We start from the raw sequence: 13,366 nt of genomic DNA, 5'->3' as shown, positions 1-13,366 counted from the left end.
CCTGAAACATATGAAAATATTCTGTGTATTTAATGTTGACTTAAATAGTGAAGTTTAAGTACCTAGCCTGAGTAGCACAGATTTTGTGCGTACGGTTTTCCGCTCAGCAAGCCATCGACATCTCGCGATAGATTCTATTGCAGGTCCAGCCAGCCAGGCATTCTCTCACGGGGATTTGTTATGGCTTTGGGTAAGACTCTGTTTGCGCGACTCATGTGTGGTAGCGCCGGTACAATTTTGGCATTTGGTTTGAGCTCAGGAATAGCGGCGGCGCAGACCGCTCCAACCGAGGGCGAAAACATCAAACTTGCGCCCATTGTTGTTAAAAGCAAACAGGGCGGCGACGAAGCGACAGTGCTTACAAACACGGTGGATCGCGAAGCAATTCAGAGCCGCATGGTGCAGGACTTTGAGGACCTTGGCCGCCGGGTCGATGCAGGCGTAAACTACAACTCGACGTCAAAAAGCATCAACCTTCGCGGGCTGGATCAAAATCGCGTATTGACGATCCTTGATGGTATCCGTGTGCCGTGGATTTCCGACCCGCGCAGCACCCAAGGCGGGTTGGATACATTTGGCTTCGATGGTCTTTCCAAGATCGATATTACCAAAGGAACTGATTCCAGCCGTTATGGCTCGGGTGCACTTGGTGGTGTCATTCAGATTTATACGCTTGATCCGGCGGATGTTATCGGCGCGGATAAAAACTGGGGTGTGTGGAGCAAGGGCACCTATGATGATTCAAATCGCAGCTGGCGGACGACTGTTGCTGCGGCCACCCGCATCAATGACACTGAACTGCTCGTCCAGGGCGGCTATACACGCGGGCACGAAAAGGATCGCATGGGCGATATTGGCGGCTTTGGTGCCGGGCGTACAGAACCAAACCCGCTCGATTTCGACCAGCGTAACCTGCTCGTAAAACTTTATCAGAATGTTGAGGGCGGTCACCGTTTTGGCCTGACCGGAGAAATCTCCAACCGCGAACAGGATGGCGAAAACCTGATTGGTACAACCTCTTCATATGTACCGGGCAAATTCCAGTCCGGTGAGGAGTCTGAGCGCATAAGGATATCCGGCAGCTATGATTATGTTGCGCCAGACAAGACCGGTTGGCTTGATGAAGCCCATGCGGTTGCATACTGGACACGGCAGACCCTGAACAACACCACAGACGCTATCCGTAAACCCGATGGCAGGGCGTTTATCATCCCCGGCGATCCATTCCATTATGGGTATCCTTTCGGTGTCTATAAGCGCGACAACGAGCTGCAATTGGATGCCTACGGCTTTACCGGAAATGCGATCAAGAGCGTTGAAATCGGCAATATCCAGCACAAATTCCGGGTAGGCGCAGAAATCTACCGTCAGGACCTGCATCAATATTCTGCTGGTGTGGATAATTGTCCCGATATTGATTGGACGAATGTTCCTTCACCATTCGGCCCGCAATCGTGCAAGATGCTGCACAGCAACGCTTCCGATATGCCCGATGTCGATACGACCGGGTTCGGGCTTTATGTCGAGGACGATATTGAGCTGCTCAATGGTAAGCTGACACTGACGCCGGGCGGTCGCTTCGACTGGTATGATCACAGCCCGCAATCCACTGCCGCTTTCGAGCGTGGACCAAACTATAATGGGAGCCTGCCTGCATCCAATAGTGACTCACGCTTCACGCCGAAACTTCGCGCCACATGGCACGCTAATAATAATCTGGATTTCTATGCTCAATGGGCTCAGGGCTTCCGCATGCCCTCCGCAATGGAGCTGTATCAGAACTATGGTGCTCCCGGTTCCTATGCGAGGATCGGCAATCCGGACCTGAAGGCGGAAACCAGCAATGGTTTTGAAATCGGCACCAAATATGATGATGGCAAATATGCCCTGTCAGCCAGCATTTTCAATAATTACTACCGCAACTTCATCAATGAATCTGTCATTGCTCCCCCCGGTGGCGATTACCCCGTGGGTGGTATAACCGGCTACGAAAATCTTGATCGTGTACAGATATATGGCGCGGAATTAAGCGGGCGTGTGTCCTTTGCCGATCATTGGACAGCATGGACATCTGTTGCATTTACGGAAGGCAAGAATACAAAAACCGATGAGTATCTGAACTCGATCCCGCCAGTCCGTGCCATTGTCGGCCTTGGTTATGCTGCGGATAGCTGGGGTGCGGATGTGTCCCTGACCATGGCTGCCAAGCGGGATAAGGTAAGTGATGGAGGTTTTGTTGCTCCGGGCTATGGCATTGTGGATACAACTGCGTACTGGGAGCCAAAATTTGCCAAAGGCATGAAGTTGCAGGCGGGTGTGTTCAATGTATTCGATAAGAAGTACTGGAATGCAACGGACGTCCCTAACAGCATCAACCCTCTCATCGAAGATCGCTACTCCGAAGTTGGGCGCAGCTTCCGCGTATCGCTGACACAGAAGTTTTAACCAAAAACTGAGCCGGCCTCTCGTTGCAAAGCGAGGGGCCCCTACCAATTTGTTATTCAAGCCATTCAGTTATGAACACCTCGTTGGCGTGGATATCGATTGTTTCCAGCGTTCCCGGCCCCAGATTCTTGAAATTATGCGGTGTATTGGCGGGGCAAACAACGATCTGCCCTTCTTCAGCATCGATTGTTTCGTCACCAACTATAAAGCGTGCACGGCCCTGGCGAATAATAAACGTCTCCGTATAGGGATGTTTATGCAAACGCGGCCCTGCGCCCACACGCTCCTGACAATTGAATATGATGGACACATTGGTGCCATAGGGCTTGCCGGTGATTTCTCCGTGCCAGCTTAGCGGGCGGTCCTCCCACACTTCCCGATCAATAATATGGGCCATTGCTCCTCCTTCGGTTGTGACGGGGAGGAAGTTAAACAGGCAAGGTCCGCTCAGCAAGTCCTGCACCATGTGTGTGAGATTGATGATACCGATCAACAATTCTCACGTGACAGTTGAGGTCTACTGGCCTAGATGAAGGGCCATGGACGAACATATATATCAGCAGAAGCCATCGCAGGCTGATTCATCAAGTAAAAGCACGCAGTTTTGGGAAGGCTTTGCCAAGGGGCTGCCGATCATGATTGCGTCGGCACCGTTCGGCTTGTTGTTCGGCGCCCTTGCAATTGATCAAGGCTTTACCCTGTTTGAAACCGTGCTCATGAGCGCCGCCATCTTTGGTGGCGCAAGCCAGATGGTCGGCATTGAGCTTTTTGGCCAGAATATACCGGCCTGGTTGATTGTGTTCTCGATTTTCGCGGTCAACTTTCGCCATGTTCTGTATTCCGCAGCGGTTGGTCGGCGTATTGGCCATTTCAAGCCGTTGCAGGCAATCTTGAGCTACTTCGTGCTGACCGACCCGCAATATGCGGAGACGGAAAAACGTGCGGAATCCGGCAAGCCGGTCACCTTCATCTGGTATCTCGGAGTGGCCACACCGATTTATGTGATGTGGGTTTTTGAGGCTTTTATTGGCGGACTTTTCGGCAACCTGATCACCGATACGCATGCGCTTGGCATTGATATGCTTTTGCCTATCTACTTTCTTGGCCTCGTCATGGGCTTTCGTAGCCGCGAGAACTGGGGACCGATTGTCATTGCCAGCGCCATTGCCTCGATAATTGCGGCGAAGACTATTGGATCGCCGTGGCATGTCAGCATAGGTGCTGTGGCAGGCATTCTTGTCGCGGTTATTCTTGCAAAGCCTGAAGCTGTAAAGGAAAAGCCCTGATGTCGTCTATTTTCTGGATCATCATCGCGGGTGCGGTGGCAACCTTCCTGACCCGTGTCGGCGGCCACCTTGTTCTATCCCGCTTCGAACGCGTACACCCTCGCGTGGAGGTTGCGTTGAATGCTGTGCCTGCTGCTGTTCTCACAACACTTGTAGCGCCTGCTGCTGCAACTGCCGACTGGCGTGGACTTGTTGCGCTTGGCTTTGCTGGCCTCGTCTCACTGCGCTTTAATGCACTGACGATGTTTTTGGCTGGCGCAGCAGTGATCATCCTGCTGCGCCAGTTTTCCTGATTAGCCTTCGTGACCGAATGGCTCGGTTGCATTGACGAGCCATTCGCGCGCTTCGCCATTGGTATGAGGCAGCAGTTTCTCTCGAACCTTTGCGTGATAATCATCGAGCCAAACCAGTTCATCGCGAACCAATAGGCTCGTATCAATCAAGCGCTTGTCGATAGGGCAAAGGGTAATGGTTTCAAAACCCATCATTGGCAGATCACCGCCCTCCGGCACTTCCGCTTCTGTTACGATCAAGAGGTTTTCGATACGAATACCGTAGCCGCCAGTTTTGTAATATCCGGGTTCGTTGGAAAGGATCATCCCGGGCAGCAATTCGTGCGTGCCGCGTTTTGAGATGTTCTGCGGCCCCTCATGCACGGAAAGAAACGAACCAACGCCATGACCCGTGCCATGACTGTAATCATAACCCTGCTTCCACAGTGCTATACGGGCAAGAACATCAATGTCCATACCACGCGTTCCCTTCGGAAAACGTGCCGTTGAAATTGCGATCATGCCTTTCAGCACGAGCGTGAATTTCTTTTTCATGTCGTCGGTCGGTGTTCCAACCGGCAAGGTGCGGGTTATATCAGTGGTGCCGTCGCGGTACTGGCCACCACTGTCGATCAGATAAAGCTCACCATCTTGCAATTTGCGATTGGACTCGGTGCTGACGCGGTAATGTGCAAAAGCGCCGTTTGGCCCCGCGCCAGAAATGCTGTCGAAAGACAGGTTTTCAAGCGGCATCTGGAAACCCTGGGCAATATCGTGCCGCGTTTCTTCCAGTTTGGTGGCAGCATCGATTTCATCAATTGTTCCGGGTGCCTGACGATCAACCCACGAAAGAAATGATACCATCGCCACGCCATCCCGTTCGTGCGATTTGCGCGCCCCTTCAAGCTCAGTATGGTTCTTTATGGCGCGGGGCAGACGGGCGGGGTCAAGACCTTCGACAACTTTTCCGCCCGCTTTTTCGACAATCAATCGCAGCTTTTCTGCCGCAAGCGCCGGGTCGAGCATTATTGTTTGGCCCTTGGCGGCGAAATCTGCAACGTCATTATCAAGCGCCGATGGTACGCGCAAAGTTGCCAGCTGGGTGAGATAAGCCTCTGTTTCCATTGGCAGCTTGCGCTTGTCGATAAAAAGCAGCGGCTCGCCATTGGCTGGTATCAGCGCAAATGCCAGAGGCAGTGGCGTATTGCTCACATCATTGCCTCGAATATTGAACGCCCAGGCAATGGATGAGGGGTCTGTCAGGATAGTCGCGTCGGCCTTGGACTTGGCGACAGCGGCGGCAAGTTCCTGCAATTTCAGTTTGGCAAGCTTGCCCGCATATTTTTCCGGTTGGATCGTCACTGCTTCAAGTGGCGGGGCTGGCTGGTCATCCCAGACAAGATCAACCAGATTGTCTTTGACAGCGACGAGACTGCCGCCGTTTTTCTCGAGTGCCTCGCGAAGGGCTTTTGTTTCGCTGATCGTGTGCAGCCAGGGATCGAACCCTATGGTCAGCTTGCGGTCGACATTGCGCAGCCAGACAGATGGTGGTGTCTCGATCAGGCTTTCAATGGTGAACACCGCAGGGTCTGTCTGGTCGGCTGCCTGCAACGTATAGCGACCATCGACAAAAAGGTGTGCCTTGTTCTTCAGGACGAGAACGACACCCGCAGAACCTGTGAAGCCGGTTAGCCAGGCCAGGCGTTGTGCGCGGGCAGGGACATATTCCCCTTGATGCTCATCGGCGCGCGGTACAAGAAATCCGTCCAGTTTCAGGTTTTCGAGCTCTGCGCGCAATTTCGCGACGCGCGGTGCACCGGTAGCAGGATTGCTGGACACCTCAAACGACTGGAACATGATGATATCGACCTCTTTTGTTTGGGGTCGAAACCTAGCTTCCCGCGCCGCTCCGCGCAATGGAACATTGAATTTAGCAACTGGTTTAATCGCTGAGCGTCTTGTCGACCGGGAGTTCGAGCGGGAAGGGCGTGGGTTCCCAATATTTTTCGAGCTTGAGATTCTTGATCGTGAAAGCTTGCCTTTCATGTAAGTTTTTCAACAAGGCCGCCCGATTACAAGCTATGAGCGCGGGATAGTAGTCTGGCGTCCGATCCAGTAGACCACTTGCAATGCCTTCGTCGATAAAGGCAGTTGCCATCTTAAGATCACCATTCGCCAAGGCGGCTATTGCACGCAGACCATGATTGCGAACAAAATATCTAGAGTTTTCGGGATCGTTGATACGATGGTGTATATAGTCATCGATCGAATTTATTTGTCGTAATTCCGGTAAAGCCTCTTCAATCATATTTCGCAGGAGTTCGATGGATTCCGGATCGCGGATGTCCCACATTCGTTGATGGATGTAGAGGAGGCGCCCGCCACTTAAAGGCCAATTCGTAAGCCTGAGGAAAGACAATGTTACTGCCGTATCCACTACAAAAATATTGGGGTTGGAGCGTCGATCTATACAGATGAAACTGAGGACATTACGTACAGGTGTTAACACCAGCATACGTCCGATCAGCGCCAAGTCGGGGTGGCGCTGGAGTAAGGGCAACATTGCTCGTTTTACATGTGCGGCGGTGGTCAACTGTGTAAGCCAGGTTGTATCGGAATAACGAAAATGCGGTATACGTTAGGAAAGTTCTTACGTACTGACTGGCCAATCTCAAGCATTCTTGCAGGGGTAAGACCACCTTTACCTGTTTTAAGATCGTAAACGCAGACAACGCCATCTTTGACTTTCTCAAGGACATCGAGACGAAGCGACCCTAAAAGGCCATATCTTACCCCGTTTTCCGTATTCATCCTCAGACAGTTCCTCAGCATACTTTAAAAAGGATCGTTCCGGTATTAGACGTCCGGAGTAGTTGTGAATAATATTCTCCTTCAAAATCGTATGCATTCGTGTGCCATAATCGGCTGCCCTCGCAAAATCTGAAGCTTTACCTGCTGCTTGTGCTGCACGATTAGCTTCCATTTGAACTGCCTTGTAGAGCGGACAGGCGCCTTCTACTTGCTCGCGCAGCATCGGGATAACCACTGTTTGCAATTTGGGACCGTGCTGAGTGCGAAATTCGTGCGGGGTAAATTGCAAAGAAGGGACAGTATTGTCAGGTGCATTCTTGAGAAGCCAGTTGTAGCGTTCCACCGCCTCGACAGCAGTTCCCCGAAATGATGAGATGAGCGGGTCGGTTTGCAGAAATTGACGTAGAGCGCCAGCACCCATTGACGGCGCTCCGCCTCTACCCGAACGAGTGATAGGTTTAAAAGTTGGCGCGGGTTTCACAGGAGGGTGGTGCGTGTCGATGCCTGGCCATTTTCCTGAGAAATCAACTTTGATAGGTTTCGCGCTTTCACGAGCTGCCAATGTTGATCCACCACTCCCATCAGTCCATTGCCCACCGTCTGAATGACCAGCTGCTACACGTGGCTGATTGGCGTTGAATTTGCGTTCGGCGGCTTCCAGAAAACGCAACCGCGATTTGCGAAAATCAAGACTAAGCTCAAGTTGACGAAGCTGCGTGCGGGGATAAGTGTTCCGTGGTGCCAGCCGTAAATGTTTGAATTCGACATCTTCTTTGGCAATACGACTTCTCAGGTAATGAATTTCGGCAGCGTAGGGAAATAGTTCATGAAATAAATCCTCGTTAAAAGAATATATTCCTATAACGAGATGGCGCTGTCAATTATACCAAAGAAGCATTTCGCCCGTGGCTTCAATAAGTTGTGCGGGTCTTTAAGTGCAACGTCACCCAGCCTTCGCGGCGCAGGGTCTTCACATGGAAGAGTCCTTGCACACGATAGGCTGCGAGCACCTTCTCCCGTTGGCTTTCCAGAATGCCGGAAAGGATCAAGGAGCCGCCCCAAGCGAGATGTTTGCGCATTTCGGGCGCAAGCATCATTAGCGGGCGAGCCAGAATATTGGCGACAATCAGCTCAAATGGGGCTGCGCTGCGCATTGCCGGATGATGAAAGCCTGTCGCGGTCTCCGTGCGTATTCGTGCTGCGACGCCGTTCTTCACGACATTTTCCCGCGCAACAGCCACCGCAATCGGATCAATATCCGTGGCAAGAATGGGGATGGGGGCAAGCTTTGCGATGCCTATGGCAAGTACTGCGCTGCCAGTGCCCAGATCCAATGCATTGCGTGGATGTTCGCGGCGGATAACCTCGCCAATCATGTCAAGACAACCGGAGGTGGTTCCGTGATGACCGGTCCCAAAGGCTTGCCCGGCATCAATCTCAATGCCGAGGTCATTGATACGGCGCTTGTGCCGGTCGTGCGAGCCATGCACGAAGAAGCGCCCGGCGCGTACCGGCTTCAGCCCTTCCAGTGAGTGCGCCACCCAATCAATGTCCGGCACCTGTTCGCGTGTCACAGGCAGATCAGTGCCGACTGCTTCTATCATGCGGGCTTCGATTTCGTCCGGTTCAAACGTGTAGACCGAGACTTCGAATATTTCGAGATCCTCATCAATCTCGGCAGAAGAGATTGGTAAACCGTCATCTTCAAAAGCGTTTTCCAGCAGTCCGAACAGCCGTTCGGCTTCGGCCTTGCCGGCAGTGAGGAAGAGGCGGGTCTGGGTCGTCATGGGCTTGTGCTTTCGGAAAGGCGTTTGTCGGCTACCCCTATCAGGATTTTCGCCATAGGCAACGGTGCATCATTTGTGCAAAAGAATTGTTCCAGACTGATCCGGAAAGCCAACATGACTGAAACTGATGATCCCCGCTTCCTTAATCCGCAGCCGCGCATTCATCCAAGTGCGCATCTGAAGGGTGTGAAGCTTGGAAAATATGCGGAGGTGGGCGAACGCGTAATCCTGCGCGACGTCACTGTTGGCGATTTTTCGTATATAGAGCGCCACAGCGAAGGCATTTACGCCGACATAGGCAAATTTTGCTCCATTGCTCCGAATGTGCGTATCAATGCGCTGGAACATCCGATGGAGCGTGTAACTACGCATAAAATAAGCTATCGGCCCAACGAGTTCTTTAAGTTTCAAGGCATTGATGCAGACTTTCGTGCGCGTCGGCAGGCAAAGCGTGTCAGTATTGGTCACGATGTGTGGATTGGCCACGGCGCTGTTATCATGCCTGCAATCAGCATTGGCCATGGAGCGGTCATCGGTGCCAACGCGGTCGTTACCAAGGATGTAGCGCCCTATACTATTGTGGCCGGAAATCCCGCCAAGCCCATACGCCCCCGCTTTTCGGCAGCAATTGCGGAGCGGCTTGTCAAACTTGCGTGGTGGGATTGGCCGCATACGGTCCTGTTCGATGCGATTGCTGATATTCAGTCTATGAGTGTCGAAGATTTTCTTACCAAGTGGGAACGATAGGGCGATATCGCCGTTCTTGTTGCATTCTGTGCGATCAGTATCCAACTGAAGCCTATTGCTTTGCCAACATTTCTGGAGAATTCGATGAAGCGTACTCTTGCTGCACTGGCCCTTTTGGGCGCCGCTATCCTGCCAGCCCATGCGGAGGAAGTGGGTAAAGTCGGCGTTGACTGGCTCGGAAATGACATCGTTATTGATGCGGTTACCGATCCGAAGGTGCAGGGCGTGACCTGCCATCTCGCTTCGTTTTCGCGAGGTGTTATTGACAGGCTGCAAAAGGGCAACTGGTTCGAAGATCCATCCAATGCCTCTATTTCCTGTCAGCAGACAGGGCCGGTCATAATAAGCGATATCGAGCTCGGTGAGGGTGGTGAACGCGTGTTTTCAGAACGCACCAGTCTGATCTGGAAGAAGCTTATCATTACCCGCATATACGACAAGGCGAATAATACGCTGATTTATCTTGCCCATGCCAGCCAGGTTCAAGACGGTTCAGCCAAGACCTCCATCTCAACGATTCCATTGTTTGCGGGCAATGTTAACTGGACTAAAGGCAAACCTGAATAACAAGAATTCAGGTCAGTGGTGCCGCTTGAAGCGGCATCATTTTTATTGACATATAGGAATAAAAACTTAATATATGAACTAATCAATTCGATTTAAGGAATTTTATCATGGCGCTCTCAATTAAAAACCACAATCTTTATTCAGGTGCCAGCAAAGTTCCCTTTATCAAATCGCCAAATGTTGGCGGAATGCTTTCGCCAAAATTCCTGATCATTCACTACACCGCTAGCGGACCAGATGCGGATATTGCGCGCTTTTTTGCGCAGGAGTCGGCAGACGTTTCTGCACATCTGGTTGTTCGTCGCGACGGCTCGATAAAGCAGTGCGTTCCCTTCAACCGTGTGGCGTGGCATGCGGGAAAGAGCCAATGGACGGGCAAGGACGGCGCTCATTACGCAGGCTTGAACAATTCATCCATTGGCATTGAAATAGAGAACTGGGGGCCTTTGAAGAAAGTCGGAACTCGCTGGGTTTCTTGGAGGGGCGTAAACGTCTTGCGCTCAAAAGTTGTTGAAGCGCGTCATAAGTTCGGTACCCCCGATTGTGGCTGGGAGGCATTTACGAAAGCGCAGTTCGAAGCAACTCTTGCCGCAGCCCGGGCGCTGTGCAGCGCGTATAAAATAGAAGACATCATGGGCCATGACGATATAGCACCCGGACGCAAGTCAGATCCCGGTCCTGCCTGGGATATGGCGGCGTTCAAGGCAAATGTGAATATCGAGGCTGAGAAACAGACTATTGTGAGCAAATCTGCAATGCGTGGTTCGACAAGCTCACCATGAGGAAAGTAGCGTACTGCAGGATGAGTGACGAAGGACTAAACCATTTGCCCAGGCAAGAACTTTCCTCATGGTGAGCTTGTCGAACCACGCATTACGGTTTTTGCAGATAGGTCGGCTCAAATCCCTTTGACGAAGCTGTCCAGCACGCGTTTTTGCCCGGCCTTGTCGAAGTCGATCGTCAGCTTGTTGCCTTCGATAGAGGAAACATTGCCGTTGCCGAACTTGATGTGGAATACGCGGTCACCAACGTCAAAATTCGATGGTGTTTCGCTCACGGATTTGGCGACGAGCTCACCGTCAATCGTACGTCCTTTGACAGAGCCCCGTCCCGCACCATGGCCGGAATCGGTTTCGCCATAGCCAATGCGCTCGACCCGTGCACCGGAACGTGAGCCCCAATTGTTGCGCGTCGCATCGGAGCGGTTCTGCTGCGCCCTCTGCCAGCCCGGCGTTGAATAGGTGTTTTCAAATGGATCAGCACGATCAAAGCGCGACTGGCCATAACCGCTGCGCCCGCCATACCCGCCATAGCTGTCGCCGCTTGCAACCACTTCCACATGCGCTTCGGGCAATTCCTCAAGGAAGCGGGAGGGGATGGTGGACTGCCACAGGCCGTGAATACGGCGGTTGGAGACAAACCATATATGCAGGTTTTTCTTGGCGCGCGTCAGCCCGACATAGGCAAGGCGGCGCTCTTCTTCCAGACCGGAACGTCCGCCTTCATCAAGCGCACGTTGATGCGGAAACAAGCCTTCCTCCCAACCGGGAAGAATAACAGTTTCAAATTCCAGACCCTTGGCAGAATGCAGCGTCATGATGTTTACAGCATCGAGATTTTCATTCTGCTCGGCATCCATCACCAGCGCGACGTGTTCGAGGAATGAGCGCAGCGATTCATATTCTTCCATCGAGCGTATAAGCTCTTTGAGGTTTTCCAGCCGCCCCGGCGCTTCTGCCGAACGATCAGCCTGCCACATGGCCGTGTAGCCGGACTCATCGAGGATTTTTTCAGCAAGTTCCGTGTGCGGGGTCGAATCAATTTGCGATTGCCAACGGCGGAAGTTCTCCACCACTTCGCGCAAAGCGGAACGGGGTTTGGGCTTCAGCTCTTCGGTTTCGACGAGGTCCGCGGCCGCATCAAGCATACCGATGTCTTGGGCACGGGCATAATCGTGTACCTGCCTTATCGCAGCTTCGCCAAGACCGCGCTTCGGATTGTTGATGATACGCTCAAGCGCGAGATCGTCGGAACCCTGAGCAACGACGCGGAAATAGGCCAGCGCATCGCGGATTTCCATGCGTTCATAGAAGCGTGGACCGCCGACGACCCGATAATTCAGACCAAGAGTAACGAAGCGATCTTCGAACTCGCGCATCTGAAACGATGCCCGCACGAGGATAGCTATATCGTTAAGATTGTGCCCCTTGCGCTGAGCCTGCTCAATTTCTTCGCCAACGGCGCGCGCTTCCTCTTCGCTGTCCCACCCGGCATGCACATTGACCTTTGCATCTTCAGGATTTGGTGCATCGGTGAAAAGTGTTTTACCAAGCCGCCCCTCATTATGGGAAATGAGGTGAGAGGCAGTGCCGAGAATATGAGCCGTAGAGCGATAGTTGCGCTCCAGCCGAATGACGACGGCACCCGGGAAATCCTTTTCAAAGCGGAGGATGTTATCCACCTCCGCCCCACGCCAGCCGTAGATCGATTGGTCGTCATCGCCAACGCAGCAGACATTCTTCGAGCCCTGCGCAATCAAGCGCAGCCACATATATTGCGCGGTATTGGTGTCCTGATACTCGTCAACGAGGATGTAGCGGAACTTGGCGTGATATTCCTTGAGGATATCGGGATAGGCGCGGAACATGCGAATGGGATGGCAAAGCAGATCGCCGAAGTCGCAGGCGTTCAAGGTTTTCAGGCGGTTCTGGTAGGCGGTATAAAGTTCACGGCCCTTGCCGTTTGCAAAGGAGCGCGCATCGCCTTCCGGAATTTCCGAGGGGCCAAGCCCCTTGTTCTTCCACCCGTCAATCATCAGGGCAAACTGCTTGGCCGGCCAGCGTTTATCGTCCAGACCTTCAGCCTGAATGATCTGCTTGATCAACCGGATGACATCGTCAGTATCCAGAATGGTGAAATCAGAGCGCAGGCCAACCAGCTCGGCATGGCGGCGCAGAAGCTTCACTCCGATTGAGTGGAAGGTGCCAAGCCATGGCATGCCTTCAACGGCGCCGCCAACAAGAACGCCAATGCGCTCTTTCATTTCGCGTGCCGCCTTGTTGGTAAAGGTCACAGCGAGTATCTGGCTTGGCCAGGCTTTACCCAGAGACAGGATATGCGCAATGCGTGAGGTCAAAACACGGGTTTTGCCCGTTCCTGCACCGGCCAGAACGAGTACGGGCCCCTCGGTCGTCTCCACGGCCAGCCGCTGTTCGGGATTCAAACCATTCAGATATGACGGTGCACTACGCGCCTGCATGGCACGCGCGGCTATGCCCGAGGGCTGGCGAGGCACATCAGGTTCGTCAAAAAACGGAATATCGTCAGGCAATCCAGACATTTGAACCCAATGTAGTGATTCGGTACCGAAAAACCAGAAAAATGCGATACAAAAAGAGAACAATTGCAATTGGTGTGCGATTTTCAGTTGAAGCACTCGGTTGAAATATCA

General features: G+C 52.6%; 12 protein-coding genes. 6 read left to right on the top strand and 6 right to left on the bottom strand.

Annotated elements, in window-relative coordinates; genetic code table 11:
* Positions 1-180: 180 nt before the first annotated feature.
* Positions 181-2,445 (top strand): TonB-dependent hemoglobin/transferrin/lactoferrin family receptor, encoded by a 2,265-nt coding sequence (locus PMI41_RS08420; protein ID WP_008123740.1) that lies wholly within the window; start codon positions 181-183, stop codon positions 2,443-2,445.
* A gap of 52 nt (positions 2,446-2,497) precedes the next feature.
* Here the strand turns inward: PMI41_RS08420 and PMI41_RS08415 are convergent, their stop codons facing one another.
* Positions 2,498-2,842: a cupin domain-containing protein gene (locus PMI41_RS08415; RefSeq protein WP_008123738.1), complete on the bottom strand. Its 345-nt coding sequence runs from the start codon at positions 2,840-2,842 to the stop codon at positions 2,498-2,500.
* Between the two features lie 142 nt (positions 2,843-2,984).
* Here PMI41_RS08415 and PMI41_RS08410 point away from each other — a divergent pair, with 142 nt between their 5' ends.
* Together PMI41_RS08410 and PMI41_RS08405 are read left to right on the top strand one after the other, a co-directional pair.
* The gene (locus tag PMI41_RS08410) at positions 2,985-3,731 is read left to right on the top strand and encodes an AzlC family ABC transporter permease (RefSeq protein ID WP_008123736.1); all 747 of its coding nucleotides are present in this window, start codon (positions 2,985-2,987) and stop codon (positions 3,729-3,731) included.
* Entirely contained in the window at positions 3,731-4,024 is a 294-nt protein-coding gene (locus tag PMI41_RS08405) for an AzlD family protein (RefSeq protein WP_008123734.1), read from the top strand. The genes PMI41_RS08410 and PMI41_RS08405 overlap by 1 nt, the downstream gene beginning before the upstream one ends.
* Here PMI41_RS08405 and PMI41_RS08400 read toward each other — a convergent pair whose 3' ends face one another.
* The 4 genes from PMI41_RS08400 to PMI41_RS08385 all read right to left on the bottom strand — a co-directional run bounded on the left by PMI41_RS08400 (position 4,025) and on the right by PMI41_RS08385 (position 8,601).
* Positions 4,025-5,863 (bottom strand): aminopeptidase P family protein, encoded by a 1,839-nt coding sequence (locus tag PMI41_RS08400; RefSeq protein WP_040854358.1) that lies wholly within the window; start codon positions 5,861-5,863, stop codon positions 4,025-4,027.
* A gap of 82 nt (positions 5,864-5,945) precedes the next feature.
* Entirely contained in the window at positions 5,946-6,596 is a 651-nt protein-coding gene (locus tag PMI41_RS24990) for a hypothetical protein (protein ID WP_157179342.1), read from the bottom strand.
* Between the two features lie 156 nt (positions 6,597-6,752).
* On the bottom strand, positions 6,753-7,484 hold the full coding sequence (locus tag PMI41_RS08390) for a hypothetical protein (protein WP_157179341.1): 732 nt from the start codon (positions 7,482-7,484) through the stop codon (positions 6,753-6,755).
* 241 nt (positions 7,485-7,725) lie between these two features.
* Positions 7,726-8,601 carry a 50S ribosomal protein L11 methyltransferase gene (locus tag PMI41_RS08385; protein ID WP_008123724.1) on the bottom strand — a complete coding sequence of 292 codons (876 nt, stop codon included), beginning with the start codon at positions 8,599-8,601 and terminating at the stop codon, positions 7,726-7,728.
* A gap of 114 nt (positions 8,602-8,715) precedes the next feature.
* On the opposite strand from PMI41_RS08385, the gene PMI41_RS08380 reads away from it, so the two are divergent.
* From PMI41_RS08380 to PMI41_RS08370, 3 genes are all read left to right on the top strand, one after another.
* The gene (locus PMI41_RS08380) at positions 8,716-9,348 is read left to right on the top strand and encodes a DapH/DapD/GlmU-related protein (RefSeq protein ID WP_008123721.1); all 633 of its coding nucleotides are present in this window, start codon (positions 8,716-8,718) and stop codon (positions 9,346-9,348) included.
* Positions 9,349-9,432: 84 nt separating this feature from the next.
* Positions 9,433-9,915 carry a CreA family protein gene (locus tag PMI41_RS08375; RefSeq protein ID WP_008123720.1) on the top strand — a complete coding sequence of 161 codons (483 nt, stop codon included), beginning with the start codon at positions 9,433-9,435 and terminating at the stop codon, positions 9,913-9,915.
* A 107-nt stretch (positions 9,916-10,022) separates the two neighbouring features.
* Positions 10,023-10,697, top strand: coding sequence for an N-acetylmuramoyl-L-alanine amidase (locus tag PMI41_RS08370; RefSeq protein WP_008123718.1), 675 nt, complete (start codon positions 10,023-10,025; stop codon positions 10,695-10,697).
* 116 nt (positions 10,698-10,813) lie between these two features.
* Here PMI41_RS08370 and PMI41_RS08365 read toward each other — a convergent pair whose 3' ends face one another.
* Positions 10,814-13,255: a UvrD-helicase domain-containing protein gene (locus tag PMI41_RS08365; RefSeq protein WP_008123716.1), complete on the bottom strand. Its 2,442-nt coding sequence runs from the start codon at positions 13,253-13,255 to the stop codon at positions 10,814-10,816.
* Positions 13,256-13,366: the final 111 nt, after the last annotated feature.

The sequence above is a fragment of the Phyllobacterium sp. YR531 genome, from assembly GCF_000282595.1.
In the GTDB taxonomy this organism is placed as follows: domain Bacteria; phylum Pseudomonadota; class Alphaproteobacteria; order Rhizobiales; family Rhizobiaceae; genus Phyllobacterium.
The sequence above is the reverse complement of the archived record's forward strand: the minus strand, read 5'-3'. Positions and strand labels throughout refer to the sequence as shown.

What these genes read in the sequence shown, in the direction of transcription:
- PMI41_RS08420 (WP_008123740.1), top strand. Translation starts at nt 181, where the DNA reads ATGGCTTTGGGTAAGACTCTGTTTGCGCGACTCATGTGTGGTAGCGCC.
- PMI41_RS08415 (WP_008123738.1), bottom strand. Translation starts at nt 2,842, where the DNA reads ATGGCCCATATTATTGATCGGGAAGTGTGGGAGGACCGCCCGCTAAGC.
- PMI41_RS08410 (WP_008123736.1), top strand. Translation starts at nt 2,985, where the DNA reads ATGGACGAACATATATATCAGCAGAAGCCATCGCAGGCTGATTCATCA.
- PMI41_RS08405 (WP_008123734.1), top strand. Translation starts at nt 3,731, where the DNA reads ATGTCGTCTATTTTCTGGATCATCATCGCGGGTGCGGTGGCAACCTTC.
- PMI41_RS08385 (WP_008123724.1), bottom strand. Translation starts at nt 8,601, where the DNA reads ATGACGACCCAGACCCGCCTCTTCCTCACTGCCGGCAAGGCCGAAGCC.
- PMI41_RS08380 (WP_008123721.1), top strand. Translation starts at nt 8,716, where the DNA reads ATGACTGAAACTGATGATCCCCGCTTCCTTAATCCGCAGCCGCGCATT.
- PMI41_RS08375 (WP_008123720.1), top strand. Translation starts at nt 9,433, where the DNA reads ATGAAGCGTACTCTTGCTGCACTGGCCCTTTTGGGCGCCGCTATCCTG.
- PMI41_RS08370 (WP_008123718.1), top strand. Translation starts at nt 10,023, where the DNA reads ATGGCGCTCTCAATTAAAAACCACAATCTTTATTCAGGTGCCAGCAAA.
- PMI41_RS08365 (WP_008123716.1), bottom strand. Translation starts at nt 13,255, where the DNA reads ATGTCTGGATTGCCTGACGATATTCCGTTTTTTGACGAACCTGATGTG.